Consider the following 24,540-nt stretch of genomic DNA (forward strand, 5'->3'; position numbering starts at 1 on the left):
TTCTTTGAAGCGTCAAAACCCTCTCCGAAGGGGTCTGTAGATCAAATCATCAAAATCAGTCGTTATCAGGCCTAATGCGGTAAACACCTTCCGGCAGGTCCAACGCGGCCCCCAAATCCCGCACTTGTTCCAAGGACAGTGTGATCTTCATGGCCTGTTCGGTGCGAGGATCAAATTGAGTGACGGTGATGCAATCCTCAAATGCGTTCAGGATCACGTCTTCGTTCAGCGGGGCCTGCCCTTCGTCAACAAGGGTGATCACAGAGCAGTCAAATGTGTGTTCGATTGTAAACATAATCAGAAGCTTAGCCGTAAAAACGCAGTTTGCAAGCGGTGCGCTAGCTTGCATGGCAACAGAATGCCAATCACGTGAACTGCGTGCGGCGAGGGCTGGTCGTACCTTGTGAACCTGCTAGAATAGAGGTTGTTCATGAATTTCGGGCAATAACCGAGGTGATAAAAAAGGGACATTTACCACGATGGCACGGCACCTTTCGTTACTTTTGTGTTGCTTGCTTGGCGCATGTGCAATGCCCGCGAGCCGTGGCTCGGATGGGGATGTAATCTCAAAAGTCCCGGCGACGGCGCCCGAGCCAACGCCCGCTTCTGGAACGACTCGCGATATCGCGTACCAAGCGATCGATAGTTTTGTACAGGTTGTGCAAACTGTTGAACCGATTGCCGAATCCGAATGTCGCGCGCGCGCGCCCAATGCGAATTGTGATTTCCGTATTGTCGTCGATGATAGGGTTGGTCTGCCGCCAAATGCGTATCAGACATTAGATGACGCTGGTCGCCCGATCATTGCGTTCACGATTCCGCTGATTGTAGAGGTTCGTAACCGCGATGAAATGGCGTTCATTCTAGCACACGAGGCCGCACATCACATCGAAGGCCATTTGATGCGGCAACGCCAAAATGCTGATGTGGGGGCTGCTGTTTTTGGTCAATTGGCGGGCGTCATTGGTGGCTCAAATCCTGAAGCGATTCTTGCCGCACAGGAGTTTGGTGCAGCCCTGGGCGCGCGCACATATTCCAAAGATTTTGAATTGGAAGCGGATGCGTTGGGCACGATTATTGCGGCAACGGCGGGTTATAATCCGTTGCGGGGTGCTGACTTCTTTTTCCGTATTCCTGATCCGGGCAATAGCTTTTTGGGAACCCACCCTGCCAATGCTGATCGGGTTGCGACTGTGCAACGCACTGCAGCGCGGTTTGGCTACTAAGCCCTTGAATTTCGCGTGAAAAAGTGTGCCGTGCGTTTGCGCAATCTGATCACAATCGCAATTGATGAAATGACGATCCAAAAGATTTGGATCAAGGCAGCTGCAAGGTTAAAGGCGCTCATCAATCCGATCAAAACCATCGTCGCGGCAAGGCCATTCACAATAAAATAACGGGCCTGATGTGACTGCACCCGTTGCAGGGTCAGCAGCCCATAATTCAAAACATAAAGACCGAAGCCCGCGACACCAATGGCGTCGAGAACTTCGGTTGGGACAGTGCTTAAAATCGTCATCGCTCTATGCGTCCTCTTGAAAAAGGCACCGTGAACAGGGAAGCAAACAACCCTCGGGGAGGTGTTCACGATGCGATAAGAACACCATAAAAATACCAGAGCTTTACGTCAGGTCAGGCTATCCAGACCTTTGCTTAATTTCGGGGTAAGGTTTCCGTGCCTTGCGCGTTCGGCGATCAGGTAACAGTCAGTGTTGCTATTAAAATCGCGGCCCAAAAACACGCAGATGCCGCTACTACGAAACCATGCCAGACCGCTGTAGTGAATTTTTTCTCACTCGCGTAGAATACAACACCGATGGTGTAGGTTAGTCCGCCGACCGCAATGAGTGCGATCACTGATCGGGGAAAAACCGGCCAAATCGACCAGATCAACCCGATACTGAGCCAACCCATAATAAGGTAAAGCGCGGGCCCGTAACGGCCGGGTGTTTGCCAGAAAAATAGTTTTAGCGTCATACCGATCAGACCGAGTATCCAGACGATGCCGAGGATGGCATAGGCAAGTGGTGTATCGACCATGACGACAAGCGGCGTATAAGTGCCTGCAATCATAAGGTAAATCGCGGCGTGATCGATGCGTCGTAGGGTGGGGCGGATGTCGGGCCAAGGCGTCATATGGTAAAACGCAGATGCGACAAAAGTCGAAGTAAGCGCCACGCCGTATACTGCCAAAGCAGCCATTTGCCCCGCTGATGCGGTTTCAAAAGTCAGCAGTATCAACAGGATAGCACCTGTTAAGGACCCGATAACCCCAACCGCGTGCATGCTGCCGTCGGCGATGCGTTCTGATTTGGCGTCGGTAGGATACATAGTGGCCTTTTTTTAATAGTCGAAAGTGGCGCGACAGCGCTGTTTGTGCGGTGCATATAGAAGAGGGGCTGCTAGGTGGTCGTATAAATCGTCGTAGTCAATTTGATTATTGGTGGTCTTAACGTGCGAATTAGTCATCTATAACGCGCGATTTCTGACCAAATGATTAAGAACGTAGGCATTCCGCCAATTATTTTTCCTATTGTGGTTAACGTGCAAGCGTCGCGCGGCGTTATCAGTGTCGATGCCCCACGTGTCTGCGGCATCTGACAGCCTTCCGCACTGCAGCGGCCGCTGATTTTCTGGACAATCCTATCGTAGTGCTTGATTTCAAACGAACAAATCGGGCATTCCGTCGTTATGCAAGGTTTTCATCAGACTGCTAAAAGTAGGCGTTTGGATACTGCAAACTAAGGGGGTGCGACATCAGGATAATTGAAAATGCGCTAACAGATCGCGGGTCGAAATACGCGGTGTCCGGTGGTATTGTTGCGACAGGCGACGAGGCGAAGGCGTTTGTTAAGGCACTATGCCGAAAGAAAAAATTCGCAAAAGCCACGCATAACACCTGGGCCGTTGTACTGCCTGATGGGACGCCCGTTAAGAATGATGACGGGGAAAGCGGCGCGGGGATTGTGATCCTGCGTATGCTGGAACGCGAAGGGCTGACGGGCCATATAATCGTTGTAACGCGGTGGTTTGGCGGCACGAAGCTGGGCGGTGATCGCTTCAGGCGCGTGCAGGATGCTGTGCGTATTTATCTCGACGATATTGGTTAAGCTTTCGCGAGGATGGCCTAGCTTTGGGCTGTGACTCACGTGCACAGGGCGTGCACAACGCGTATGACTTTGGGTTTCGTTTGTGGCGTTAACCAATGTCTTGGTGAGGAAGAGGTACGCGCGATCCGCGACACATTTTTACCGGAGAGTTGGTTCGATCCGCCCACCAACATTGGGAATATTTTGTGGGTTTTTAACTAAATCGGTAGGCTTCTCTAAAATAAACAAAAATCCGGTCGAAATCGTCCAAAGTCCGAGCGTTAGGACGAGAATAACGAACCGTAGAAGAATGAGCGCCAAGTTGGGATTATAAGGGATAACTTCAGCGACGTTCCAGCCGTCACGGTTGTGAACTTGGACAACTGACTCTATTTTGCCGCGCGAACTTCCCAACACGAGCCCTAATAGCCCGCCGGAAAAATTTACGCGGACGACTTTGTTCATTTTATACATTTGTTATCTCTTAGGATATATGAGGGTGCTCATACAATTTCGGCAACGCGGAAAACCGGCGACTTATCGGAGATTTATTGCAAGCTACCCCACAAATCATATTCCCCAGCCTCTTCGACTTTGACCTTCACGACGTCACCGACGCTCAATCCTTCGAACCCTTCGTCGATGAATAGGTTGCCGTCGATTTCTGGCGCGTCGGCCCATGTGCGGCAGGTGGCGGCCTCATCGTCGATTTCGTCAACGATGACTTCTAAGGTGCGTCCGACTTTCGCTTCGAGCTTGGCTTCAGAGATGGCCTGCGCGCGGGCCATGAAGCGGTTCCAGCGGTCTTGTTTGACCTCGGCTGGCACGTGATCGGGTAGCGCGTTGGATCGTGCGCCGGCGACGTTTTCGTATTGGAAGCAACCGACGCGGTCGAGTTGGGCTTCGTCGAGCCAATCGAGCAAGTGTTCGAACTCGGCTTCGGTCTCACCTGGGTAGCCGACGATGAAGGTGGAGCGCAGGGTAATGTCGGGACATTGAGCCCGCCAAGCGCCGATTTCATCAAGCGTTTTGGCCCCGGCGGCGGGCCGCGCCATGCGGCGTAATACGTCGGGGTGGCTGTGCTGAAACGGAATGTCGAGATAGGGCAGCACGCCGTTCGACGGGTCCGCCATGAGCGGAATCAGGTCGCGCACATGGGGGTAGGGGTAGACGTAATGCAAACGGACCCACGCGCCGAGCTGACCCAATTCTCGCGTAAGATCAAGGATATGGCTGCGGACTTCGCCGTCTTTCCACGCGTTTACGTCATATTTACGATCAAGCCCGTAAGCTGAGGTATCTTGAGAAATCACAAGGAGTTCTTTGACACCTGCATCGACCAATTTTTCCGCTTCGCGCAGCACCGCGTGTGCGGGGCGTGACGCGAGTTTGCCGCGCATGTCGGGGATGATGCAGAACTTACATTTATGGTTACAGCCCTCGGAAATCTTGAGGTAGCTGTAGTGACGCGGCGTGAGCGACACGCCTGACGCAGGTAGAAGGTCGATGAATGGATCGGGGGCAGGCGGCACGTTGGCGTGGACTGCGTCGAGAACCTGTTCGTATTGGTGTGGTCCCGTGACGGCCAAAATCTGCGGGTGGTGTTCGCGGATGTAGTCGGGTTCCGCGCCTAGGCAGCCTGTGACAATGACTTTGCCGTTTTCTTTCAGGGCTTCACCGATGGCGTCGAGCGATTCCGCTTTGGCGGAATCGAGAAAGCCGCAGGTGTTGACGATGACCGCTTCAGCGCCCGCGTAATCGGGCGAGATTGCGTAACCTTCGGCCCGAAGGCGCGTGAGAATGCGTTCGCTATCGACCAATGCCTTTGGGCAGCCAAGGGACACCATGCCGATGGTGGACTGATTGTCGCGTTTTGGCTCCGTGAACGTTGCACGGGGGGCGAGGTCGGGGCGAAGGCTTGGCGGATTCTGGGACATTTGTGGGGTTTAGCGGGTTGCTGTGCCCGTGGGAAGCCCGCTTGCGATTGGTGCTCTCACGTCGTTTGGGTTAAGTTGGTTGCGCGCGATGCTGTCGGTCGTGGTTGGGCGTAGCGAAAGCCGTTTTAGGCGTCATCTGGCCCACATAGCGATGGATCAGCGAATTTGATGGAGAGACGTGGGATGGACGCGGATTTTTGGCACGATAGGTGGGCGAAACAACAAATTGGATTTCATCAGACGGATGGGAACGACCTATTGCAACGCCATTTTTTAGCGTTGAACCTTGCGGCTGATGCCCGGGTGTTTGTGCCGCTTTGCGGTAAATCGCGTGACATTGCTTGGCTGCTGGCGCGGGGCTGTCGCGTTGTCGGCATAGAGTTGTCAGAGATCGCGGTGCAGCAGCTGTTTGATGAGATGGCCGTGGTGCCTGTGGTATCGCAGATCGGGCCGTTGACGCTGTATGCTGCCGATGGAGTGGACATCTATGTGGGCGATGTGTTCGCGTTGACTGCTAAGGTGCTCGGGCAGGTTGATGCTGTATTTGATCGGGCTGCGCTGGTTGCGTTGCCGGCTGAGTTGCGGTCGCGATACGCGGCGCATCTGGTGGCGATCACCGATTCTGCGACCCAGCTCGTTGTGACATTTACATATGATCAGACGCAGATGTCTGGCCCGCCGTTTTCGATTTCTGAGCGCATGATCAAGGACTTATATGCGGGGTCATATGATTTACATGACCTGCAGACCCAAGATGTGCCGGGCGGATTTAAGGGTAAAATTCCTGCGACAGAAACCGCATGGTTCTTGCAGGCGGCTTCTTAGACCCAGCATTTAGCCAACAAAAAAGGCGGCGCTAATGCACCGCCTTTTGAATGTCGACCCAAAGGGCAATTACCGGCGGCGGTCGCGGCGGCTGCTCATGGGTTGGAACGCGACCCCGACGTGGGCTTCGCAGTAAGGTTTTCCTGACTGCACGGGCAAACCGCAGAACCAGAAGTCTGGCGTTGCCGGATCGCCGACAGGCCATTTGCAGGTTTTTTCGGTCAATTCCATCAGGCTGATCTTTTTGGCCGTCTTTTCGACCTCGTTCACCTTTGCCAATGCTTCGGGCGAAATTTCGTTCGCAGAAGGTTGTGGCGGCAGCGGCTGACCCGCTGGAATGATCGCACGACGCGCAGCGGAAATCGGGATGCCGTTTTCGTCCAGCAACACTTCTTCCTTGATCGCAGGCACGGATGCCTTGACCGGCGCCTTCGGCTTGATCGCGGCTTTGGTTTCCATTTTGGGCGCTGAAGGGGCTACTTTTTCCTTGGCCGCCGGTTTGGCGGGCGCGGACGCACCGGACCCTGCACGGTTGGACAAGCCCAGCCGATGCACTTTACCGATCACAGCATTGCGCGTGACCCCGCCAAGTTCCTTGGCAATCTGGCTGGCCGACTGGCCTTCGCCCCACATCTTTTTGAGCGTCTCGACGCGCTCGTCTGTCCAGGACATGCAATTTCCTTATGTCAAATGACCAAATGTGAAGACATCGGGCCTTGTCACTTCGCTTGATCCCCTATTCTAAGCATTGCAAGCGGGGATGTGAAGCGCATCCGCCGAAATGAAGTGAGGTATCGCAATGGCAGAACAGACAACTTTGGCCGCCAGCATGGGTGAACGCCGTTTTGGGCGGGTCAACTGGACGGGCACATGGACACTGATGGAGCGCGAAGTGCGCCGGTTTATGAACGTGTGGTCGCAAACCGTGATGGCGCCGCTGATCAACGCGGGGCTGTTGTTAATGATCTTTACCATCGCAATTGGACCGGGCAGGGGCGCTGTCATGGGTGTGCCGTTTATGACGTTTCTAGCCCCCGGGATTTTGACGATGACCGTTATTCAGAACGCTTTTGCGAACACATCGTCGTCGATGGCGTCGGCCAAAGTGCAGGGCAATATCGTTGACACGCTGATGCCGCCGCTGTCCGCGACAGAATTGTTGGTGGGCTACATTTTCGGATCATTCGCCCGTGGTGCCTTGGTCGCCGTGGTGATCGCGCTGGGCGCATGGCTGTTTCTGGGCGTTGGCATGAAAAACCCGCTTTGGGTTTTGACATTTGTTTTGCTGGGCTCGATTTTTATGGGCGGCTTGGGATTGATCGCTGGTATTTTTGCCAACAAATTTGACCAACTGTCTGCGATCTCGAACTTTATCGTCACGCCGCTCGCGTTTTTGTCGGGGACTTTTTACTCGATCGACGCGCTGCCAAGCCTGATGCAGACCTTGTGCCACATCAATCCGTTCTTCTACATCATTGATGGTGTGCGGTTTGGGATGATTGGGGTCAGCGATAGCAGCCCTTGGGTCGGGCTGTTGGTTGTTCTGGCCGCTTGTGCCGTTGTGATGGCAATTTGCTGGCGCTGGCTGGATCGCGGGTATCGGTTGAAGGCGTAGTGTCGCCTTCAACCTGTTGAATTAACTGGGTTTGCGGGGATTAGGCCTTGGTGCATCAGGCACCGGAGCCATAATCATCCGCACAGCCCGCGTCGCCGGATCAAGATGGAATACACGTCCGTCTTGATCTGTGATCTGCACCGCAGCGCCATCATCCACGACCGTCAATTTCGTGATAAATAGGTCGTATTTCTGCGGCGATTTATCCCCGTAGGTGATGTCGTAAACCTTTTGCGCCCATAGTTCGGTGTCGGACGCAGGGTCGGTTGCGGTCACATAACCACCGTTCTGCCCTAAACCACGGTCCTTGCCCCAATGCAGCGCGTCGATCCGCAGGCCATTCACCGTAACAGGGGCGACGTCAGGCGGGCCGCTCATGCTGCGATTCCAGTGACGGTGAGGCGGTTGCTCGCGGGTAATCCGCCTGCAAGATCGGTTGCAAAATAGCCCCAATTATCGGCGTTTTCGATGGCTTGTCTCGTGGTCAAACCACCCGTGGCCATCGGTGACAGATTGCCGGTTGTGTCGTAGCGGTGGTCGTCTGTGGACATCTCGCGGTGCGATAATTCGTGGACTAACGTGAGTGCTGCTAGCCAACCACGCCCACCCAAAGCCGCTGAAATTGTAGCGCTTTGCACATAGATCACGTCCATCTTTTCGGATTTATAAACAAAGGCATAGTCTTTCCAGCCGCCCGAGTTTCGGTCCTTTGGCTCGTCTGACAGGATCAAGTGTGACCCGTTCAAAACCTTGGCCATTTTCCGGTAGCCTTTGGCAAGCGTTTTCGCGACAACCTTGACGTCCTTGTCCGTCGCATCGGCCGCACAGAACCAACGTTTGATGACGTCTTTGGTCGCATCGGTAGGCGATCCAAGTTCGGCCATGCATTTCATCACGTAGCTCATCGCGGTCTGGGTCGCGTTCGCAAGCGCCGTTTTGTCGGCGTCGCTATAGGTCTCATCCGCCTCACTGGCCCACGTTTCCAAGCCGGATTTGGACATGCCGTCAAACTCGTCATAGACCCATTCGGTGTAGGCCACGGGCGGCGAAAAGAACCAGACGCTTTGCCCGCCACGCAGTTTCATTAACTGCAAATGTCGCGCCATTTTCACGGCGGCCACGCGGTCATTTAGATCCGTTTCCATTTTGCCAAAGATTTTATCCATCCCCTTGGCCTTACTGTCGTGACAGCCCGCGACAAGCACTTCGCCTTCGGATTTCGCGTTCTTAACCTTTGCGGTCGCAATTTCTGTACGAAGCCCGTCCAATGATCCAGCATGACGCGAACTAGGGCCAGAGGACGAGGCGAACACCTTGCCCAATCCATCCGCAAATGGCGTACCTGTTTGTTCTTGAATGAATTTTAGCGACCGAAATTGATCGCGGGTTTTTTTGTAACACTCTTCAAATGACTGCATAACTGGGAACCTTCTCAATAAAATACTAACGATGACGTTAGGTCGGGTTTTTGCGCCGCGCAATGATTTTTCGAGGTGCGAGGGCCGATCAAGGGGTTTCGCCCGCGCAATCTGCGGTGTAAGAGTTGCGCCATGAACGCAATGACCACACAGAACATCCGACGCCGACGCTAAGCCCGTTTGCCGTTTCTGCTCGTCTTCTTTCATCTTCACAAACATCGTTGACTTAAGCCCCGCCGCTTGGCACCAATTGGGCTTCATTTTCGCAAAGGTTGATCGCTATGATCCCCTCTATTCTGCCTACTTATTCTCGTGCTCCTCTGACATTCGTCAAAGGCGAAGGCTCTTGGTTAATTGAGGCCGACGGACGCCGATTTTTAGATTTAGGCGCTGGGATCGCGGTTAATGCATTGGGTCATGCGCATCCGAAATTGGTGGCTGCGCTGACCGACCAAGCACAAGCGCTGTGGCACACGTCTAACTTGTATCACATTCCTGCACAGCAAAAGCTGGCGGATATGTTAGTTGAAAAGACCTTTGCGGATACAGCATTTTTCACCAACTCTGGGACCGAGGCCTGTGAGTTAGCAGTCAAAATGACCCGGAAATATTGGTACGAAAAAGGCCAGCCTGATCGGACCGAAATCATTGCGTTTAACGGGTCGTTCCATGGACGGTCTGCTGCTGGAATTGCAGCGGCTGGGTCCGAGAAAATGACCAAGGGGTTCGGGCCGCTTTTGGCTGGTTTTACCCATCTGCCATTCGGTGATCTGGATGCGCTGAAAGCTGCGGCATCCGCGCAAACCGCCGCGATCATCGTAGAACCTGTGTTGGGGGAAGGCGGGATCGTCCCACTGTCAGAAGCCTTTTTACAAGGGCTGCGCGAGGTTTGCGATACGTATGGTATCTTGATGATCTTGGACGAGGTGCAATGCGGTATGGGCCGGACAGGGCGTTTGTTTGCGCACGAATACTCCGGTGTAACGCCGGACATTATGATGGTCGCAAAAGGCATCGGCGGCGGCTTTCCATTGGGTTGTGTGCTGGCCACGGAACAGGCCGCGTCTGGCATGACAGCGGGATCACATGGGTCCACATATGGCGGCAATCCACTGGCTTGTGCTGTGGGCTGTGCGGTGATGGAAGAGATCGCAACTGACGCATTCTTGGCCGAGGTGAACCGCAAAGCGGGGATGTTCCGGCAGAAATTGGAAGGGCTCGTCGCGAGCAACCCTGACGTGTTTGAAGAGGTGCGTGGGGTCGGCCTGATGCTTGGTTTAAAATGCAAAGTGCCGAACACAGACGTGGTTAACGCGGGCTACGGGGCGGGACTGCTGACTGTCCCTGCCGCCGATAACATGATCCGATTGTTGCCCGCGCTGAACATTCCCGACGAAGACATCACTGCCGCCGCGGATCTGTTAACCAAAACCGCCGAAAGCCTCGTTTAACTTCATTTCGCCAGAACACCTCCACGGGGGTTTGGGGGTGTGAAACCCCCAATACCTTCGCAAAAAAGAGCAATCCATGACACATTTTCTCGACATTCATACAACTGACACAGCCGACCTGCACAAGATCATTGCCCAAGCCCGCGCCATGAAAACGGCCCGCGCAGGTGTTCCCAAAGGGACGTTGGACGCCGACACGCCGCTTGCGAACCACATGGTCGCGTTGATTTTTGAAAAGCCGTCCACGCGGACCCGCGTGAGTTTTGATGTTGGAGTGCGTCAGATGGGGGGGCAAACCTTGGTGCTGTCGGGGACGGATATGCAGCTGGGTCACGGCGAAACGATCGCTGACACTGCCCGCGTTTTGTCGCGGTATGTTGACCTGATTATGATCCGCACGTTTGAGGAACAGACACTGCTGGAGATGGCCGAATACGCCTCGGTTCCGGTGATCAATGGCCTGACGAACCGTACACATCCCTGCCAGATTATGGCGGATATTATGACGTTCGAGGAACGCAACGGGTCGATTAAGGGCAAAAAGGTGGTCTGGACTGGCGATGGAAACAACGTTTTTGCCAGCTTTGCACATGCCGCGAAACAATTCGAATTCGATCTGGTGTTTTCGGGGCCATCCACGTTGGACCCTGAAAAAGAGCTGGAAGGGTTGTACACAACCGTGCGCGATCCGAATGAGGCGGTTGAAGGGGCAGATCTGGTTGTGACCGACACGTGGGTGTCGATGCATGATCCGCAATCGGCCCGCGAGCGGCGGCACAATCAGCTGCGCGGGTATCAGGTGAATGATGCGTTAATGGCGAAGGCGAAGCCTGATTCGTTGTTCATGCATTGCTTGCCAGCCCACCGTGATGACGAGGCCACAAGTTCCGTGATGGACGGTAAGCATTCGGTCATATTTGACGAAGCCGAGAACCGGTTGCATGCCCAAAAGGCGATTATGCGTCATTGTCTGGGTGTCTGAGTGAGGTGAGGTTTTGCGTCGCCTGCGGCGTCGCGCTGCTGGAGGGGCTAGCCCCTCCAGACCTCCCCAGGATTTAGAAAAAGTCAAAGAAGCAAAGATTAGGTTCCGCGTGGTTTCGCGCGGAGTGTTGGGTCGGCTTGTGTCGGGTCTTCGGGCCAAGGGTGGCGTGGGTAGCGTCCGCGCATGTCTTTGCGCACGTCGGCGTAGGATGTTGCCCAGAAGCCCGGCAGGTCCGTTGTTGTTTGTACCGGTTTTTGGCCGGGAGAAAGTAGCGTGATCCGCAGCGGTGTTTTGCCGACTGTCGGGTGGCGGGTGACGCCGAAAAGCTCCTGTAATCGCAATGTGATAGACGGTGCTTTGCCGTCGTAGTCGATGGGCGTTTTGCGGTTCATTGGCGTCGTGAAATGCGCTGGCGCCGCGCTGTCGAGGCGTTGCGTTTGGTTCCAGTCGAGCATGGCGCGCAGCGCGTTGAGACAGTCGAAACTTTTCCAATCGGCGGCAGTTTTTACGCCTTGCAGGTGGGGTTGCAGCCATGTTTCTAGCGAAGCGAGCAGGGTTTCATCGTCCATATCTGGCAGCGACGGATCGCTGGATTGCACCAAGGCAACCCGCGCTCGAAAACGGTGTGCTGCGGGTGATAGGCGCAAGCCGAGGTCGCGAACGCCGTCGCACATGGCGGCCGCTACGGTGTCCGGATCAGGGTCTGTCCAGTTGCGGTCGTTAAGGATTAATGCGCCAAAGGATTCTTGGCTACGTGTCAAGACGCGGCTGTCGCGTTTTGACCATGCGCAGATGTTTTTCCATTCGATTTGCGCGGGATAGAGGTCGCGCAGGGTGGATTCGTCTAGTGCCGCCGCTTGTCTGATTTTGGCTTCACGTGTGTCGCCGTCGAGGTCGGTGGCGACGATCAGCCGTTGTCCTGCGAGGGTGTCGGATGGGTCGAGGTACGCCCCCTTGCCACCCGACAGCACGTAGCGAGGGTCATCGCCTTTGCGGCGCAGCCCGATCCGGTCGGGGTAGGCGAGCGCGAGTTGTGCTGCGAGATCTAGATGTGGTTTTTTGTCTAAACCTTTCGATAGGCGTGGAATGTCTGCTTTTATTTGCTGTAGTGCCGCGTGGTTGATTTGGCCGGGTCCATCGTAGAGGCCATTGATCGCTTTGATCCGCAGGTGCAGGTCGGCGGGTGCGCCGCGTAGCGGATCGCGCGCTGAGAGAAGTGCGGCGGCGGGTGCGGCTTGTGCGCCCGCAGTCAATAACATGTGGCCGAGGCGCGGGTGTACGGGAAGGGCTGCGAGGCGGCGTCCGTGGGGCGTGATCTTTCCGTGCACATCGCGTGCACCAAGCGTGCACAGCAATGCGCGTGCTTCAGCGAGTGGCCCCGCCGGTGGTGGTGTCAGGAATGATAGGTCATCGCTGCCCCAAACGTCGAGTTCGAGCGCGAGAGGCGCGAGGTCTTCGACTTCGATGCCCGCAGGCGGGAAAGCGGGTAATGCGCCGTCTTCGCCTTTGGTCCAGAGCGCGTAGGCGTCGCCGGGGGCCACGCGGCCTGCACGGCCTGCGCGTTGCGTCGCCTCGGCGCGGCTGGCTTTTTCGGTGACGAGGCGCGACATGCCAGAGTTGGGGTCAAAGCGCGACCTGCGCGCACGGCCTGCGTCGATGACAACGGTGATGTCCTCAATCGTGAGTGAGGTTTCTGCGATCGAGGTGGCGAGCACGATCTTGCGTCCATCTGTGACGGGTGCGATGGCGGCGCGTTGATCTTTGAACGGCATCGCGCCGAACAGCGGCCGGATATGGTGATCGGCGGGCAGGGTCAGACGTTTCGCGGTTTCGCGAATTTCGCCTTCGCCGGGCAGGAATACGAGGATGCCGCCTTGGGATTTTGGTGCGATGTCGTGGATCAGATCGGCGGTGGCCTGAGCGATTCGCGTTTTGGGCGGCAGGGCACGCGGTAAGTAGTGGCGCGTGACGGGGTAGGTCCGCCCTTCGGATGTGATTACGGGGGCGTCGTTAAGCATTGCTGCGACAGGACCCGCATCGAGCGTTGCTGACATGACGACGATGTGCAGATCGGGACGCAGAACTTGGGCGATTTCCCAGACAAAGGCTAGGCCGAGATCCGCATTCAGCGACCGTTCGTGAAATTCGTCAAAGATCACCGCACCGATGCCGGGCAATTCGGGGTCGGATTGGATCATGCGGGTGAGGATGCCTTCGGTGACAACCTCGATTCGGGTGCCCGCTTTGCTGTCGCCGCGCATCCGGTAGCCCACTGTTTTACCAGTGGTTTCACCAAGTTGATCGGCGAGGCGTTCGGCGGCGGCACGCGCAGCAAGGCGGCGCGGTTCCAACATGATGATTTTGCCCGTGGTGATTTGCCCGTCCAACATCGCAAGCGGCACGCGGGATGTTTTACCTGCACCGGGTGGCGCCTGGAGAACGGCACGGTTGTGTGATCGCAAGGCTGCGATCAGGTCGGGCAGGACGGTGTCGACGGGAAGCGTGATCATGCTGCTTGGTGCGGGTTTGTGTGCTGCTGGTCAAGCGGGGCGCGAATTTTCTAGAAAATTCGGATGATTTTTCGCGAAAAATCGGGGCGTTAGACGTAGAAAAACCCGGCTGTGCGACACAACCGGGCTTTTCGATTAGATCAAAGGAACTGGCTTAAGCAGCAGTTGCCTTGGAGATCTCTTTTTTGACTTTCAATGCGCCATCGGACAATTCAGCGTCTTTGGCTTTCGCCATGAACGCGTCCAAGCCACCACGGTGGTCAACGGTGCGCAAAGCAGCGTTGGAGATGCGGAATTTGAAAGACCGACCCAAAACGTCAGACTGCAAAGTCACGTCCTGAAGGTTCGGCAAGAACCGACGACGGGTGCGGTTTTTAGCGTGGCTGACATTGTTGCCAGACATCGGGCCTTTTCCGGTAAGTTCGCAACGGCGCGCCATATGATCATTCCTTGTCTTGGCAGGTGTCACACGCCCTTATGGCGGGTCACCTTATATCAGCGAAAGGGCCATGCGAGGCATAGCCTTAAATTGGTTCTGGTCAGTTATGAGGATTCCTGACCTCCGTCAACCCAGATTGATGCAAAGTTGGCTGCAAAATGCGTATTGCGTGTTTTGGCGGCTGATTTGTCCGTCTTTGGGTTGATTTGGATCAAAGCCGCTGATGGGGCGCAGTATAGTATTGTCCGAAGCTATTCAAATCAGGGGTCTGTCATGTTCCGCCTTGCTACGATTTTATACGCGATGATTGCAACGACGCTTGCCGGTAGCCTGATCGTGGCCGCGCTGGTGATGGGGTATGACACGTGGATGCAGTTGATTATTGCGGCCTGTTTTGGGGCGGTGTTTGCGGTGCCTGCGAGTTTTTTCGTGGCGCAGGCGATTGTGAGCAACAAGAAGTAGCGTGGTTTAGGCCGGTTTCGCGAGGACTTGCATTGCGGCGGCGGCAGGAGACATGTCGCCCGCGATCACGCGGCGTTCCATGTGGTCGAGCCTGTCGCGCAAGTCCGCATCGCCTGTCAGTTGCGCCATAAGTTGCAGTTGGACTTCTTCTTTGAACCAATGGCGGGCTTGATCGGCGCGGGTTTGGTCCCAGATGCCGTGGTCGCGGCGCCAGTCGGTGAGCGTCTGCATGGCGTCCCATGCGTCTGTTAATCCTTCGGTTTCCAGTGCCGATACGGTTTTCGCTAATGGATATCCGTCGGGGTCTTGGGCCCGTTTGCGCAGCAGGCGTAGGGCCCCTGCGTAGTCGGCGCGGGTCCGCGTTGCTTGGGCTTTGAGGTCGCCGTCGGCTTTGTTGACCAACACGATGTCCGCGATTTCCATAATGCCGCGCTTGACGCCTTGCAGTTCGTCGCCGCCTGCGGGTGCCAGCAACAGCACGAATAGGTCGGACATTTGTGCGACGAGTGTTTCGGATTGGCCGACGCCGACGGTTTCAATCAGCACCACGTCGTAGCCTGCAGCCTCGCACAGTGCCACGGCTTCGCGGGTCCGCCGTGCCACGCCGCCAAGTTGTGTTTGCGACGGTGAAGGCCGGATGAAGGCGTTAGGGTCGCGGGCCAGCATGTCCATGCGGGTTTTATCGCCCAAGATCGACCCACCAGAGCGGGCAGAAGACGGATCAACGGCCAGCACAGCCACCTTTTTGCCCATCGCCGTGAGCATTAGTCCAAAGCTTTCAATGAACGTCGATTTGCCAACACCGGGCGTGCCTGACAGACCGATCCGCAAAGCTTGGCGGTCGGTGCCGAGCGCGTCGAGCAGCGCGAGCGCTTGCGTGCGGTGATCGGGCCGCGCGCTTTCGACCAGCGTGATGGCGCGAGCGAGAGCGCGGCGATCACCAGAAGCGATTCGCGCGGCTGTCGCAGAGAGGTTTGGATCATCGGTCATGGACGCAGTTTTATCGCGGCGGTGAAAGATGTCCACATCGGCGCGATTGAAAAGCGGCAAATCGCGGGGGATGCCGTGCCGCGGATCAGCTTGTTTGAATTTTGATCCCAGCGTAGGATTCATCAAAAGCACAGGGGACGCACATGAAGACACCCGTACATTTGTGGATCGTCGGCGGCTTTGCCGTTCTGTGGAACGCGGGTGGTGCCTATGATTATGTCATGACGCAGACCCAGAGCGCGGCTTATCTGGCGATGATGAGCGATGCGCAGAAGGCGTTTCTGGATGCTGGTCCGATCTGGTTCGAAGCGGCATGGGCGGTGGGTGTCTGGTTTTCGATGTTAGGCGCGTTGCTGTTGCTATTGCGGTCACGCTTGGCGGCCGCCGCGTTTGGGCTGTCCTTGATCGGATTGATTGTGTCGTCGGTCTACAGCTTTGGGATCGCGGATCGCAGCGGGCTGGACCTGACGCCCGCGCAATTGGGATTTACGGCGGCGATATATGTCGTGCTGGTGCTGTTGTGGATCTACGCCCGCAAGATGACCCGACGTGGGGTTTTGCGTTAGGGCTGCGCAGGTTGGGGGCTAGCCCCCAAACCCCCAGGATTTAGAAGAAGTCAAAGAAGCGGGACGTGCAGTGGTTTAGCCGCACTGACGGCTGGCCGAATTTGCGAAGGCGCGGTAGCGCAGCCAGAAAGCTTCATTTGATGTGTTGTCGGACTGGCGGGTGTCTTGGGCCAGTTGCGGGTCCTCAAAAAATTTGACTGCGAGGGCTTGATCAGAGGCATTGAGCGATTGATCGGCTACCCGTTGGACGCAGGAACACAAGCGCGTGCTTGCCGCAGAGCGGTCCGCGTCAACGCAAGCTTTGGCGACGCGCCCGTTTACGCCAGCGCCGCAGGCCGCTGTCAGTGCCAGAAGGGAAAGTGTCACAAAAGCACGCCGCATGATGGCCTCGTAGTCGCGTTAAAAGGATGTCGTGATTATGCCGCGACCGCCACGCCGATGCAATCGGACAAATGGCGTGGTCGCGAGGAATTGAGCGATCAGTCGCCGTCGAATGAACACAGTGTATGGACGTCCATCCCCATGCTTTCCAGCCGCTTGCGTCCACCCAAATCGGGTAGGTCGATGACAAACGCGCAACCGATAACCTGTGCGCCCATGCGTTCGATCAGTTTGATGCCCGCCTCGGCAGTGCCGCCAGTGGCCAGCAGATCGTCCACGAGCAGAACTTTTTGACCGGGCTTGAGGGCGTCATCGTGCACCTCCATCACCGCTTCGCCGTATTCGAGGGTATAGGATTGTTCGATGGTTTTGCCGGGCAGTTTGCCCTTTTTGCGGATCGGCACAAAACCACGCGAGAGTTGGTGCGCGATGGCGCCGCCAAGGATGAAGCCACGGGCCTCTAGGCCGACAACTTGGTCGATTTCGGTCCCAACATAGGGGTGCAGCAGTTGGTCAATCGCCAGCCGGAACCCGCGCGGGTCGCTGAACAGCGTGGTCACGTCGCGGAACATGATTCCCTCGTGGGGGAAATCGGGGATCGTGCGGATGTAATCGGTGACGGTTTTAGAGGCGGTTTTCATGCGATTAGTCTCTTTCAAAGCACGCGGCCTGCGACCGCATCTAGTTTCGCCACAAGGTTGATATCCCGATGATCGGGGGCGGTCATAATCGCGTGCTCCAATGCCGTATCGCAGCCGTGGGGGCAAGTGGTTGGGCGTTGATCCAGCAAGGCGGGCAGGCGGCTGATCAGGTCTGCAGCCTTGGTCCCGTTGCCTTGCAGGGTGCGAATGACGTCGCTGACATCAACCGCCCCGTGGTCGGGGTGCCAACTGTCGTAATCCGTGACCATGGCGACGGTGATGTAGCAGATTTCGGCTTCGCGGGCGAGTTTGGCTTCGGGCATGTTGGTCATGCCGATCACGTCGCAACCCCATGATTTATATAGCTTTGATTCCGCCGCAGAAGAAAACTGCGGGCCTTCCATCGCGAGATACGTGCCGCAAGTGTGCATTGTGATACCAGCGTCGGTGCCAGCCTGCAGGCAAGCGTCAGACAGGCGGCCGCAGGTCGGGTGCGCGACGCTGACATGGCCGACGCAACCCGTGCCAAAGAATGATTTCTCGCGGGCGAACGTCCGGTCAATGAACTGATCTACAAGGACAAAATCACCGGGGGCCATGTGGTCCTGGAACGAGCCGCAGGCGCTGACGCTGATGATATCCGTGACGCCGATCCGCTTGAGCGCGTCGATATTCGCGCGGTACGGCACATTCGTCGGCGTATAAACATGACCGCGCCCGTGTCGCGGCAGAAACGCGACGTCTGTGCCGTGCAACTGGCCCGTCAGAATAGCGTCAGAGGGCGCACCCCACGGCGTTTCAACGGTTTCCCATTGCGCGTTTTCCACGCCCGCCATTTGATAAATGCCGGACCCGCCGATAATCCCAAGTTTCGTCATGATATGTCCCCGATTGCGCTGCCGCCAGACAATCAGAGGGGGAAAGGTCTGACAAGTGCGGGTGCAGCAGAATGTGAAACGGCGCGCGTTTTGCGGAAAAATCGGTCCGAATTGCGAGAATAACTGCGGCTGTCAGGGAACGGTTAACCTCTGTGTTGTAAGGGTGGGGGTGACAATGAGGTTGGTGTAAAGTAAGCGCAGGCGCAACTTACCTCCAGACAGGATGACGATATGCCCCGCGCACTTCTGGCGAGCTTCGCCGATAGTATTGCTTTGACAGACAAGGACGCACCGTTGAATGCGGGTCGATTGCGGATCGAGGTCCTGTCGGGGCTGACGGTTGCCTTGGCGCTTGTGCCCGAGGCGGTTGCTTTTGCTTTTGTCGCAGGGGTGCATCCGCTGGTTGGGCTTTATGCGGCGTTTATTGTGGGGCTGATCACGGCTATTTTCGGCGGTCGTCCGGGGATGATTTCCGGTGCTACTGGGGCGCTGGCTGTTGTGATGGTGTCGTTGGTGGCGCTGCACGGCGTTGAATATCTGTTTGCGACCGTCGTTTTGATGGGGCTGATCCAGATCGTCGTTGGCGTAATGAAATGGGGTAAATTTATCCGACTTGTGCCGCATCCGGTGATGCTGGGCTTTGTGAACGGCCTCGCGATCGTTATTTTCTTGGCGCAATTGGGCCAATTCCAAGTGCCAGGCACGGCCGAGGCTGCAGGTCACGGCATGGCAAGCGGCGAATGGCTGTCTGGTCTGCCGCTGTTTCTGATGCTGGGCTTGGTGGCTGTGACGATGGCGATTATCTGGATCATGCCGAAAATCACATCCGTTGTTCCGGCACCTTTGGCGGGGATTGGGATCGTGGCTGCGGTCGTGATCGGCTTTGGTCTGGATGTGCCGCGCGTTGGTGATTTGGCGTCGATTTCTGGTGGATTGCCGGCGTTTCATGTGCCGTTCGGTGACGGGTTTGGCATTTACGGGACGCCGCTTGCGCCGTTCAATTGGGACACGCTGATGATTATTCTGCCATATGCGCTGATTCTGTCGGCGATTGGTTTGATCGAAAGCCTGCTGACGTTGAACCTTGTCGGCGAGATGACCAACAAACGTGGTGGCGCGTCGCAAGAATGTATTGCGCAGGGCATGGCGAACACTGTCACCGGTTTTTTCGGTGGCATGGGCGGTTGTGCGATGATCGGTCAGTCGATGATCAACGTGAAATCAGGCGGACGGACGCGGATTGCTGGGATCGTGGCGGCATTGTTCTTGCTGACGTTCATTCTGTTCGGCTCGGGTTTGATTGAACAGATCCCATTGGCCGCATTGGTGGGTGTGATGTTCATGGTTGTGATCGGAACGTTTGCTTGGAATTCACTGCGCATCTTGCGCAAGGTTCCGAAAATGGACGCTTTTGTCACGATCCTTGTGACGATTGTGACTGTCTGGACCGATCTTGCGACGGCGGTTGTTGTGGGCGTGGTTGTGTCCGCGCTGGCCTATTCATGGAACAACGCGACACGCATTACCGCGAAGGTCCATACAGCGCCCGAAGGTGCCAAAGTTTACGGCATTGTCGGCCCGTTGTTCTTTGGGTCAACCGAAGGGTTCGCAGAGTTGTTTGACGTGCAGAACGACCCGTCGCTGGTCATCGTGGATTTCGCTGATAGCCGCGTTGTGGATCAATCCGCATTGCAAGCCATCGAGGGGATAGCCGCGAAATATCAGGCGCAGGGGAAGGCCATTCAACTGCGTCATCTGAGCCGCGATTGTCATTCCTTGCTGTCGAAAGCAGGGCATTTGATGGTCGATAGTGACGATGATCCGGATTACGAGATCGCGGTCGATTATTCGGTGCGTACCGGGATTCTTGGCGGTCATTAAAACAATTTGGGGTCCCGAAGTGGGACCCCAAGCCGCTGGCAGGGATTTAGAAGAAGTCAAAGAAGCGGGACGTGGTGGTTAATCTTGTCCCGGGCGTTTGAGGCTAAAGAGATCACGCACGGTGCTGTAATCTTTGTATCCAAGACGCGCGACGGGATTGAAAGTCGTGACGTCGAATAGCCCGTCCTTGAGGCAAGTGTCGTCCATATGGATGCCCGTGACTTCGCCGATCACCATAGTATTGTGATCGCCCGCAAGGTCCACAATCTGCGTTACCTTACATTCTAGCGCTGCGGGGGCCGCCGCGACACGCGGGCAATTGATGGTCTGTGCCTCTGCTTTTTCCAGATCTGCCAGTGCAAATTCGTCTTGCGTTTTGTCCCACGGGCCAGACGTCAGGTTCATCGCATCTTTGAGCACAAAGCTGACGACGTTAACGACAAATACACCTGTCTCGCGGATATTAGCAGCAGTGTCTTTGGTCCCATCGCGGTCAGGCTTGGCGCCTGTTGACGCGAACATCACCTGTGGCGGGGTGTAGGCCACAGCATTGAAAAACGAGTAAGGGGCGAGGTTATCGCGCCCGTCAGCACCGCGTGTCGAGATCCAGCCAATCGGGCGGGGCGTGACGATGGCATTGAAAGGATTATGCGGCAAACCATGGCCGTTTTTGGGTTCATAAAACATGACGGTAGTCCCTTAACCTTTGTGTGTAGTTTGGGTAGCGTGGTCTGGACCCTGACACCAGCCAAAAGCCCGAGCCACCAGCCATGCAAGAGATCAAGATACAGCTGGCGCGTGAAGTTCCAGCGGACTGGTGGGAGGTCGAAGAACTATACGATCTGACGTTCGCGCCCGGCCGGACCGCGTTGTCGTCGTATCGGTTGCGTGAAGGTGTCGCGCCTTTGCCTGAATTATGCTTAACGGCCCGCGATCCGTTGGGGATTTTGGCAGGTGTTGTGCGGTGCTGGCCTGCGCAAGTTGGCGATGCGCCAGCGGTTTTACTGGGCCCGATTGCGGTTCATCCGACGCGTCAAGGCGAGGGCATCGCTGCGATCTTAATGATGAACTGCATCGATGCGGCGCGTGCCGCTGGCTGGTCGCGAATCTTGCTTGTGGGGGATTACCCCTATTATCGCCGCTTTGGGTTTCAACCGGTCGCAGACGTCATCATGCCGCCACCGACGAACCCGGATCGTGTTTTGGGGCTGGCGTTGCGTGATGGGGCGTGGGATGGAATCACGGGCGATGTTCAGCGCCCGAAAGATTGTATTCGCCCTGCCTAAAGCCCATCTAGGGTTAATGAGCAAACCAAAAAGTGACGCGCCCTTTATGTCTGATCAATCCAAATCTGTTGCGTTGGACGACAAAACGTTAACGCAGATCAAGGCTTTGGCTGTGCGCCAAGCTGCGGCGAACGGCCTGTTGATGAAGGCGATCAACTACGTCGGTGGTCAGGTCGAAAGCGGGATGAGCGTGCTTCCGAAAGGTGTCCGCAGTCAGATTGATAGCGTCGCGCGGATTGCGCTTGAAAAGAGTTTTAACGTCGCGGCGAAAACGCGGACCGGGCGGTTTGGTCGCGCTGTTGGCACGGATCGATTGCACCGAATTTTGGGCACCGTGTCGGGGGCAATAGGCGGGATTGCGGGCGTCGGCACCGCATTAACCGAGTTGCCATTTGCTACGACGATCATCTTTCGTTCGGTACAAGCGGTGGCCGAAGAATACGGCGAAGACCCGCAATCCGAAGAAACGCGGATGCAGTGCCTTGCCGTCTTCGGATCAGGTGGGCCGGGGGACGAAGATGACGGCGTGAATACGTCCTTTATCGGCGCGCGGTTGAGCCTGACAGGGCCGGCATTGAACACTTTGATTAGCAAAATTGCGCCACGATTTGCGACGGTCATGTCTCAAAAATTGGCGTCGCAATCGGTTCCTGTGCTGGGCGCGATTGCTGGAGCTGGCACAAATTATGCATTTGTGAACTATTATATCAGCATGGCACATGTGCATTTTGGCCTGCGAAAATTGATGCGCGAACATGGTGAAGATGCCGTATTAGATGCGTTTCACGGCTATTCATTGACCGATGCTACGCCAGTAAAAGCGGCGAAACCAAATACTTAAACCTGATAGGCGAGCCAGTCCGCAACGGGGCGACGCACGGATGTGTCGCCATCCGCAATTGAGGCGTCGATGATTTTGCGCACTTCGCCTAGGTCCACGCGCCGCAGGATGTGTTTGACTGGTCCGACAGATGCGGGGCGCATCGAAAGCGACCGCAGCCCGAGCGCGGCAAAGCACAGCGCCTCGACGGGACGACCCGCATCTTCGCCGCAGAACGACAGCTTTGTGCCGGTTTTTTCGCAACGCGCGATGACCATCTGAAGGAAGGACAAAAAGCTGGGCGACAGCGTGTCGTACCGTTTGCGCACACGTTCGTTTTCACGGTCAGCGGCAAAGAAAAACTGCTTTAGATCGTTGCCGCCGATGGAAATGAAATCGACCTCTTCGAAAAACGCATCGGGCGCGTAGGCCAGCGACGGGGTTTCCATCATCGCACCGACTTCGAATGACGACGGGACCGGATGACCGAGCCGTTTTTCGCGGGCCAACGCCTTGTTCATCTCGGCTTTGGCGGCTTTGAATTCTTCGTACAAGGTGATGAACGGGAACATGACGGTTAATGGCCGACCGTTGGCCGCGCGGATCAAGGCCTGTAGCTGCATCCGCAAAACGCCCGGTTTATCGAGCCCCACGCGGATCGCACGCCAGCCCATCGCGGGGTTGGGTTCGTCGTTGGGTTTCATGTAGGTCAGCACCTTGTCCGACCCGATATCCAGCGTCCGAAAAGCAACGCGCTTGCCTGCGGCGGCGTTCATGACAGTCGAATAAAGCGATGACAGCTCGCCGCGGCGCGGCATTTTGTTGCGCACCAAGAACTGCAATTCGGTGCGGAACAGGCCGACGCCTTCGGCACCGGACCCTGCCAGCGACGGCAAATCGGCCATCAAACCTGCGTTCATATCGAGCCGGATCACGGACCCGCATTTGGTTTCGGCGGGCAGATCACGGATCGAGGCGTAGCGTTCTTGCGCCCGTGCTTGCATCGCGATTTTCTCGCGGAATGCGCCTTTGACGGTTTCGTCGGGGCGCAAGTGCACGATGCCTTGGTCGCCGTCGACCAACATGTTGTCGCCGTTTAGTGCTTGAATAACCACGCCTTTCGCGTTGATCACAAGCGGGATAGCCCAGGCCCGCGCAACGATTGTGGCGTGCGATCCGACTGATCCTTCTTCGAGAACGATGCCGCGCAGTTTCTTGCCGTAGTCCAGCAATTCACCGGGGCCGATATTTTTGGCGACAAGGATCGGATTGTCGGGCATGTCGGCGCCGGTTTCCGTGCCTTGGCCCGTTAAAATGCGCAGCAATCTGTTCGACAAATCGTCGAGATCGTTCAGGCGTTCGCGCATGTACGCGTCGCCTGCATGGCTCAGGCGGGCCTTTGCGAGCGATTGTTCTTTTTCGACGGCAGCCTCGGCAGAAAGCCCGTTTTCAACGTCGTCTTCCATCCGTTTTTTCCAACTGCGCGAGTTGGCGAACATGCGGTAGGCTTCGAGAATTTGTTTTTGCTCGCCGTTCAGTGACCGATTGCCAGAGAGCATATCGTCGACAGAGCTGCGTAGCGTTTCAATCGCTTCGCGAAGGCGTGCGAGTTCCGCGACGGGATCGTCGGAGATCGGGTTTGTGACAACGACGCGGGGTTCATGAAGGTAAACGCGGCCTTCGGCGGCCCCTTCTTGCGCGATCGTGCCTTTGATCAAGCTAGAGCGTTGGTGCGGGGCGGCGAGGGCTGCACCTTCACCGATGAACGCCCCAAGCTCGGTCATTTCGGCCAGCACCATGGCGACGACTTCGAGCGCGTAAACTTCGTCGGTGGTGAACAGGCGTGCTTCTTTCGACTGCACGACGAGCACGCCGAGAATGTCACCGACGCGCTGCACAGGCACGCCGCAGAATGACGAAAACCGTTCCTCGCCGGTTTCTGGCATGTAGCGGAAACCACGTTCAGAGGGGGCATCGGCGGTGTTAATCACGCGGCGCGAACGGGCGGTGCGTCCGACAAGACCTTCGCCCAAACGCATACGCGTTTCGTGGACGGCCGCAGCATCAAGCCCTTCGGTCGCACAGAGTTCGAGCGTATCAGCGTCGCGGAAAAGATAGATCGAACATACTTCGACACGCATTGATGACGCGATCAACTTAACGATCTCGTCAAGCCGTTCCTGACCAGCACTTTGTCCAGCCATCGTTTTCCGCAGCTTGCCAAGCAGCTTTCTGCTTTCGGATTCAAACCGGTGCGGCATGTCGTTCCCCCCTTTGGGTATTGTGACCGCTATATGTGGTATTGCACGGAAATGGGAGGGCTAAAGCCGCCGCCTGCGCAAAAACTCACCCTTAGGGGGATATCTGAT

27 protein-coding genes are annotated in these 24,540 nt (G+C 56.4%); 11 read left to right on the top strand and 16 right to left on the bottom strand.

Annotated elements, in window-relative coordinates; genetic code table 11:
• Positions 1-55: 55 nt before the first annotated feature.
• Positions 56-295, bottom strand: coding sequence for a hypothetical protein (locus FHS72_RS02635; protein WP_183525105.1), 240 nt, complete (start codon positions 293-295; stop codon positions 56-58).
• 235 nt (positions 296-530) lie between these two features.
• On the opposite strand from FHS72_RS02635, the gene FHS72_RS02640 reads away from it, so the two are divergent.
• Positions 531-1,226, top strand: coding sequence for a M48 family metallopeptidase (locus tag FHS72_RS02640; RefSeq protein ID WP_183525108.1), 696 nt, complete (start codon positions 531-533; stop codon positions 1,224-1,226).
• Here the strand turns inward: FHS72_RS02640 and FHS72_RS02645 are convergent.
• Together FHS72_RS02645 and trhA are read right to left on the bottom strand one after the other, a co-directional pair.
• Entirely contained in the window at positions 1,223-1,519 is a 297-nt protein-coding gene (locus FHS72_RS02645) for a CBU_0592 family membrane protein (protein WP_183525111.1), read from the bottom strand. The genes FHS72_RS02640 and FHS72_RS02645 overlap by 4 nt on opposite strands.
• A gap of 176 nt (positions 1,520-1,695) precedes the next feature.
• Entirely contained in the window at positions 1,696-2,331 is a 636-nt protein-coding gene (gene trhA, locus FHS72_RS02650; protein WP_183525114.1) for a PAQR family membrane homeostasis protein TrhA, read from the bottom strand.
• A 425-nt stretch (positions 2,332-2,756) separates the two neighbouring features.
• Between trhA and FHS72_RS02655 the strand changes: the two genes are divergently transcribed.
• The gene (locus FHS72_RS02655) at positions 2,757-3,110 is read left to right on the top strand and encodes a YigZ family protein (protein ID WP_183525331.1); all 354 of its coding nucleotides are present in this window, start codon (positions 2,757-2,759) and stop codon (positions 3,108-3,110) included.
• Positions 3,111-3,248: 138 nt separating this feature from the next.
• Here the strand turns inward: FHS72_RS02655 and FHS72_RS02660 are convergent, their stop codons facing one another.
• Positions 3,249-3,563 carry a hypothetical protein gene (locus FHS72_RS02660; protein WP_183525118.1) on the bottom strand — a complete coding sequence of 105 codons (315 nt, stop codon included), beginning with the start codon at positions 3,561-3,563 and terminating at the stop codon, positions 3,249-3,251.
• Positions 3,564-3,637: 74 nt separating this feature from the next.
• A complete protein-coding gene (rimO, locus tag FHS72_RS02665; protein ID WP_183525121.1) occupies positions 3,638-5,026 on the bottom strand; it encodes a 30S ribosomal protein S12 methylthiotransferase RimO in 1,389 nt (462 codons plus the stop codon).
• 183 nt (positions 5,027-5,209) lie between these two features.
• On the opposite strand from rimO, the gene tmpT reads away from it, so the two are divergent.
• Positions 5,210-5,851 (top strand): thiopurine S-methyltransferase, encoded by a 642-nt coding sequence (gene tmpT / locus FHS72_RS02670; RefSeq protein WP_183525124.1) that lies wholly within the window; start codon positions 5,210-5,212, stop codon positions 5,849-5,851.
• Positions 5,852-5,920: 69 nt separating this feature from the next.
• Here tmpT and FHS72_RS02675 read toward each other — a convergent pair whose 3' ends face one another.
• A complete protein-coding gene (locus tag FHS72_RS02675; RefSeq protein WP_183525127.1) occupies positions 5,921-6,523 on the bottom strand; it encodes a GcrA family cell cycle regulator in 603 nt (200 codons plus the stop codon).
• A gap of 127 nt (positions 6,524-6,650) precedes the next feature.
• Here FHS72_RS02675 and FHS72_RS02680 point away from each other — a divergent pair, with 127 nt between their 5' ends.
• Positions 6,651-7,466 carry an ABC transporter permease gene (locus FHS72_RS02680; RefSeq protein WP_246414425.1) on the top strand — a complete coding sequence of 272 codons (816 nt, stop codon included), beginning with the start codon at positions 6,651-6,653 and terminating at the stop codon, positions 7,464-7,466.
• Between the two features lie 21 nt (positions 7,467-7,487).
• Here FHS72_RS02680 and FHS72_RS02685 read toward each other — a convergent pair whose 3' ends face one another.
• Positions 7,488-7,844 carry a hypothetical protein gene (locus FHS72_RS02685; RefSeq protein ID WP_183525130.1) on the bottom strand — a complete coding sequence of 119 codons (357 nt, stop codon included), beginning with the start codon at positions 7,842-7,844 and terminating at the stop codon, positions 7,488-7,490.
• Positions 7,841-8,884, bottom strand: a complete 1,044-nt coding sequence (locus FHS72_RS02690; RefSeq protein ID WP_183525133.1) for a M35 family metallo-endopeptidase — start codon at positions 8,882-8,884, stop codon at positions 7,841-7,843. Before FHS72_RS02690 ends, FHS72_RS02685 begins: the two co-directional genes overlap by 4 nt.
• Before the next feature lie 281 nt (positions 8,885-9,165).
• Here FHS72_RS02690 and FHS72_RS02695 point away from each other — a divergent pair, with 281 nt between their 5' ends.
• Both FHS72_RS02695 and argF read left to right on the top strand, forming a co-directional pair.
• On the top strand, positions 9,166-10,335 hold the full coding sequence (locus FHS72_RS02695; protein WP_183525136.1) for an aspartate aminotransferase family protein: 1,170 nt from the start codon (positions 9,166-9,168) through the stop codon (positions 10,333-10,335).
• Between the two features lie 76 nt (positions 10,336-10,411).
• Positions 10,412-11,317 (top strand): ornithine carbamoyltransferase, encoded by a 906-nt coding sequence (argF, locus tag FHS72_RS02700; protein ID WP_183525139.1) that lies wholly within the window; start codon positions 10,412-10,414, stop codon positions 11,315-11,317.
• A gap of 98 nt (positions 11,318-11,415) precedes the next feature.
• Here the strand turns inward: argF and hrpB are convergent, their stop codons facing one another.
• On the bottom strand, positions 11,416-13,827 hold the full coding sequence (gene hrpB, locus FHS72_RS02705) for an ATP-dependent helicase HrpB (protein ID WP_183525142.1): 2,412 nt from the start codon (positions 13,825-13,827) through the stop codon (positions 11,416-11,418).
• Positions 13,828-13,981: 154 nt separating this feature from the next.
• On the bottom strand, positions 13,982-14,266 hold the full coding sequence (rpmB, locus tag FHS72_RS02710; RefSeq protein WP_183525145.1) for a 50S ribosomal protein L28: 285 nt from the start codon (positions 14,264-14,266) through the stop codon (positions 13,982-13,984).
• A 273-nt stretch (positions 14,267-14,539) separates the two neighbouring features.
• On the opposite strand from rpmB, the gene FHS72_RS02715 reads away from it, so the two are divergent.
• Positions 14,540-14,728 (top strand): CTP synthetase, encoded by a 189-nt coding sequence (locus FHS72_RS02715; RefSeq protein WP_183525146.1) that lies wholly within the window; start codon positions 14,540-14,542, stop codon positions 14,726-14,728.
• Positions 14,729-14,734: 6 nt separating this feature from the next.
• Here the strand turns inward: FHS72_RS02715 and meaB are convergent, their stop codons facing one another.
• The gene (meaB, locus tag FHS72_RS02720; RefSeq protein ID WP_183525336.1) at positions 14,735-15,718 is read right to left on the bottom strand and encodes a methylmalonyl Co-A mutase-associated GTPase MeaB; all 984 of its coding nucleotides are present in this window, start codon (positions 15,716-15,718) and stop codon (positions 14,735-14,737) included.
• Between the two features lie 143 nt (positions 15,719-15,861).
• On the opposite strand from meaB, the gene FHS72_RS02725 reads away from it, so the two are divergent.
• The gene (locus FHS72_RS02725) at positions 15,862-16,284 is read left to right on the top strand and encodes a hypothetical protein (protein ID WP_183525149.1); all 423 of its coding nucleotides are present in this window, start codon (positions 15,862-15,864) and stop codon (positions 16,282-16,284) included.
• A 75-nt stretch (positions 16,285-16,359) separates the two neighbouring features.
• On the opposite strand, the gene FHS72_RS02730 is transcribed toward FHS72_RS02725, so the two are convergent.
• The 3 genes from FHS72_RS02730 to FHS72_RS02740 all read right to left on the bottom strand — a co-directional run bounded on the left by FHS72_RS02730 (position 16,360) and on the right by FHS72_RS02740 (position 18,184).
• On the bottom strand, positions 16,360-16,650 hold the full coding sequence (locus FHS72_RS02730; protein ID WP_343042641.1) for an arginine transporter: 291 nt from the start codon (positions 16,648-16,650) through the stop codon (positions 16,360-16,362).
• 113 nt (positions 16,651-16,763) lie between these two features.
• A complete protein-coding gene (locus tag FHS72_RS02735) occupies positions 16,764-17,306 on the bottom strand; it encodes an adenine phosphoribosyltransferase (RefSeq protein ID WP_183525152.1) in 543 nt (180 codons plus the stop codon).
• Between the two features lie 14 nt (positions 17,307-17,320).
• The gene (locus FHS72_RS02740; RefSeq protein ID WP_183525155.1) at positions 17,321-18,184 is read right to left on the bottom strand and encodes an S-methyl-5'-thioadenosine phosphorylase; all 864 of its coding nucleotides are present in this window, start codon (positions 18,182-18,184) and stop codon (positions 17,321-17,323) included.
• Between the two features lie 231 nt (positions 18,185-18,415).
• Between FHS72_RS02740 and FHS72_RS02745 the strand changes: the two genes are divergently transcribed.
• Complete coding sequence (locus tag FHS72_RS02745) at positions 18,416-20,065, top strand: SulP family inorganic anion transporter (protein ID WP_183525158.1); 1,650 nt, start codon at positions 18,416-18,418, stop codon at positions 20,063-20,065.
• 78 nt (positions 20,066-20,143) lie between these two features.
• Here the strand turns inward: FHS72_RS02745 and FHS72_RS02750 are convergent, their stop codons facing one another.
• Positions 20,144-20,752, bottom strand: coding sequence for a flavin reductase family protein (locus FHS72_RS02750; RefSeq protein ID WP_183525161.1), 609 nt, complete (start codon positions 20,750-20,752; stop codon positions 20,144-20,146).
• An 83-nt stretch (positions 20,753-20,835) separates the two neighbouring features.
• Between FHS72_RS02750 and FHS72_RS02755 the strand changes: the two genes are divergently transcribed.
• Positions 20,836-21,351: a GNAT family N-acetyltransferase gene (locus FHS72_RS02755; RefSeq protein ID WP_183525164.1), complete on the top strand. Its 516-nt coding sequence runs from the start codon at positions 20,836-20,838 to the stop codon at positions 21,349-21,351.
• A gap of 46 nt (positions 21,352-21,397) precedes the next feature.
• Positions 21,398-22,192 carry an EcsC family protein gene (locus FHS72_RS02760; protein WP_183525167.1) on the top strand — a complete coding sequence of 265 codons (795 nt, stop codon included), beginning with the start codon at positions 21,398-21,400 and terminating at the stop codon, positions 22,190-22,192.
• On the opposite strand, the gene ptsP is transcribed toward FHS72_RS02760, so the two are convergent.
• Positions 22,189-24,432 carry a phosphoenolpyruvate--protein phosphotransferase gene (gene ptsP / locus FHS72_RS02765; RefSeq protein ID WP_183525170.1) on the bottom strand — a complete coding sequence of 748 codons (2,244 nt, stop codon included), beginning with the start codon at positions 24,430-24,432 and terminating at the stop codon, positions 22,189-22,191. The genes FHS72_RS02760 and ptsP overlap by 4 nt on opposite strands.
• Between the last annotated feature and the right edge of the window lie 108 nt (positions 24,433-24,540).

The organism is Yoonia ponticola (assembly GCF_014199395.1).
In the GTDB taxonomy this organism is placed as follows: domain Bacteria; phylum Pseudomonadota; class Alphaproteobacteria; order Rhodobacterales; family Rhodobacteraceae; genus Yoonia; species Yoonia ponticola.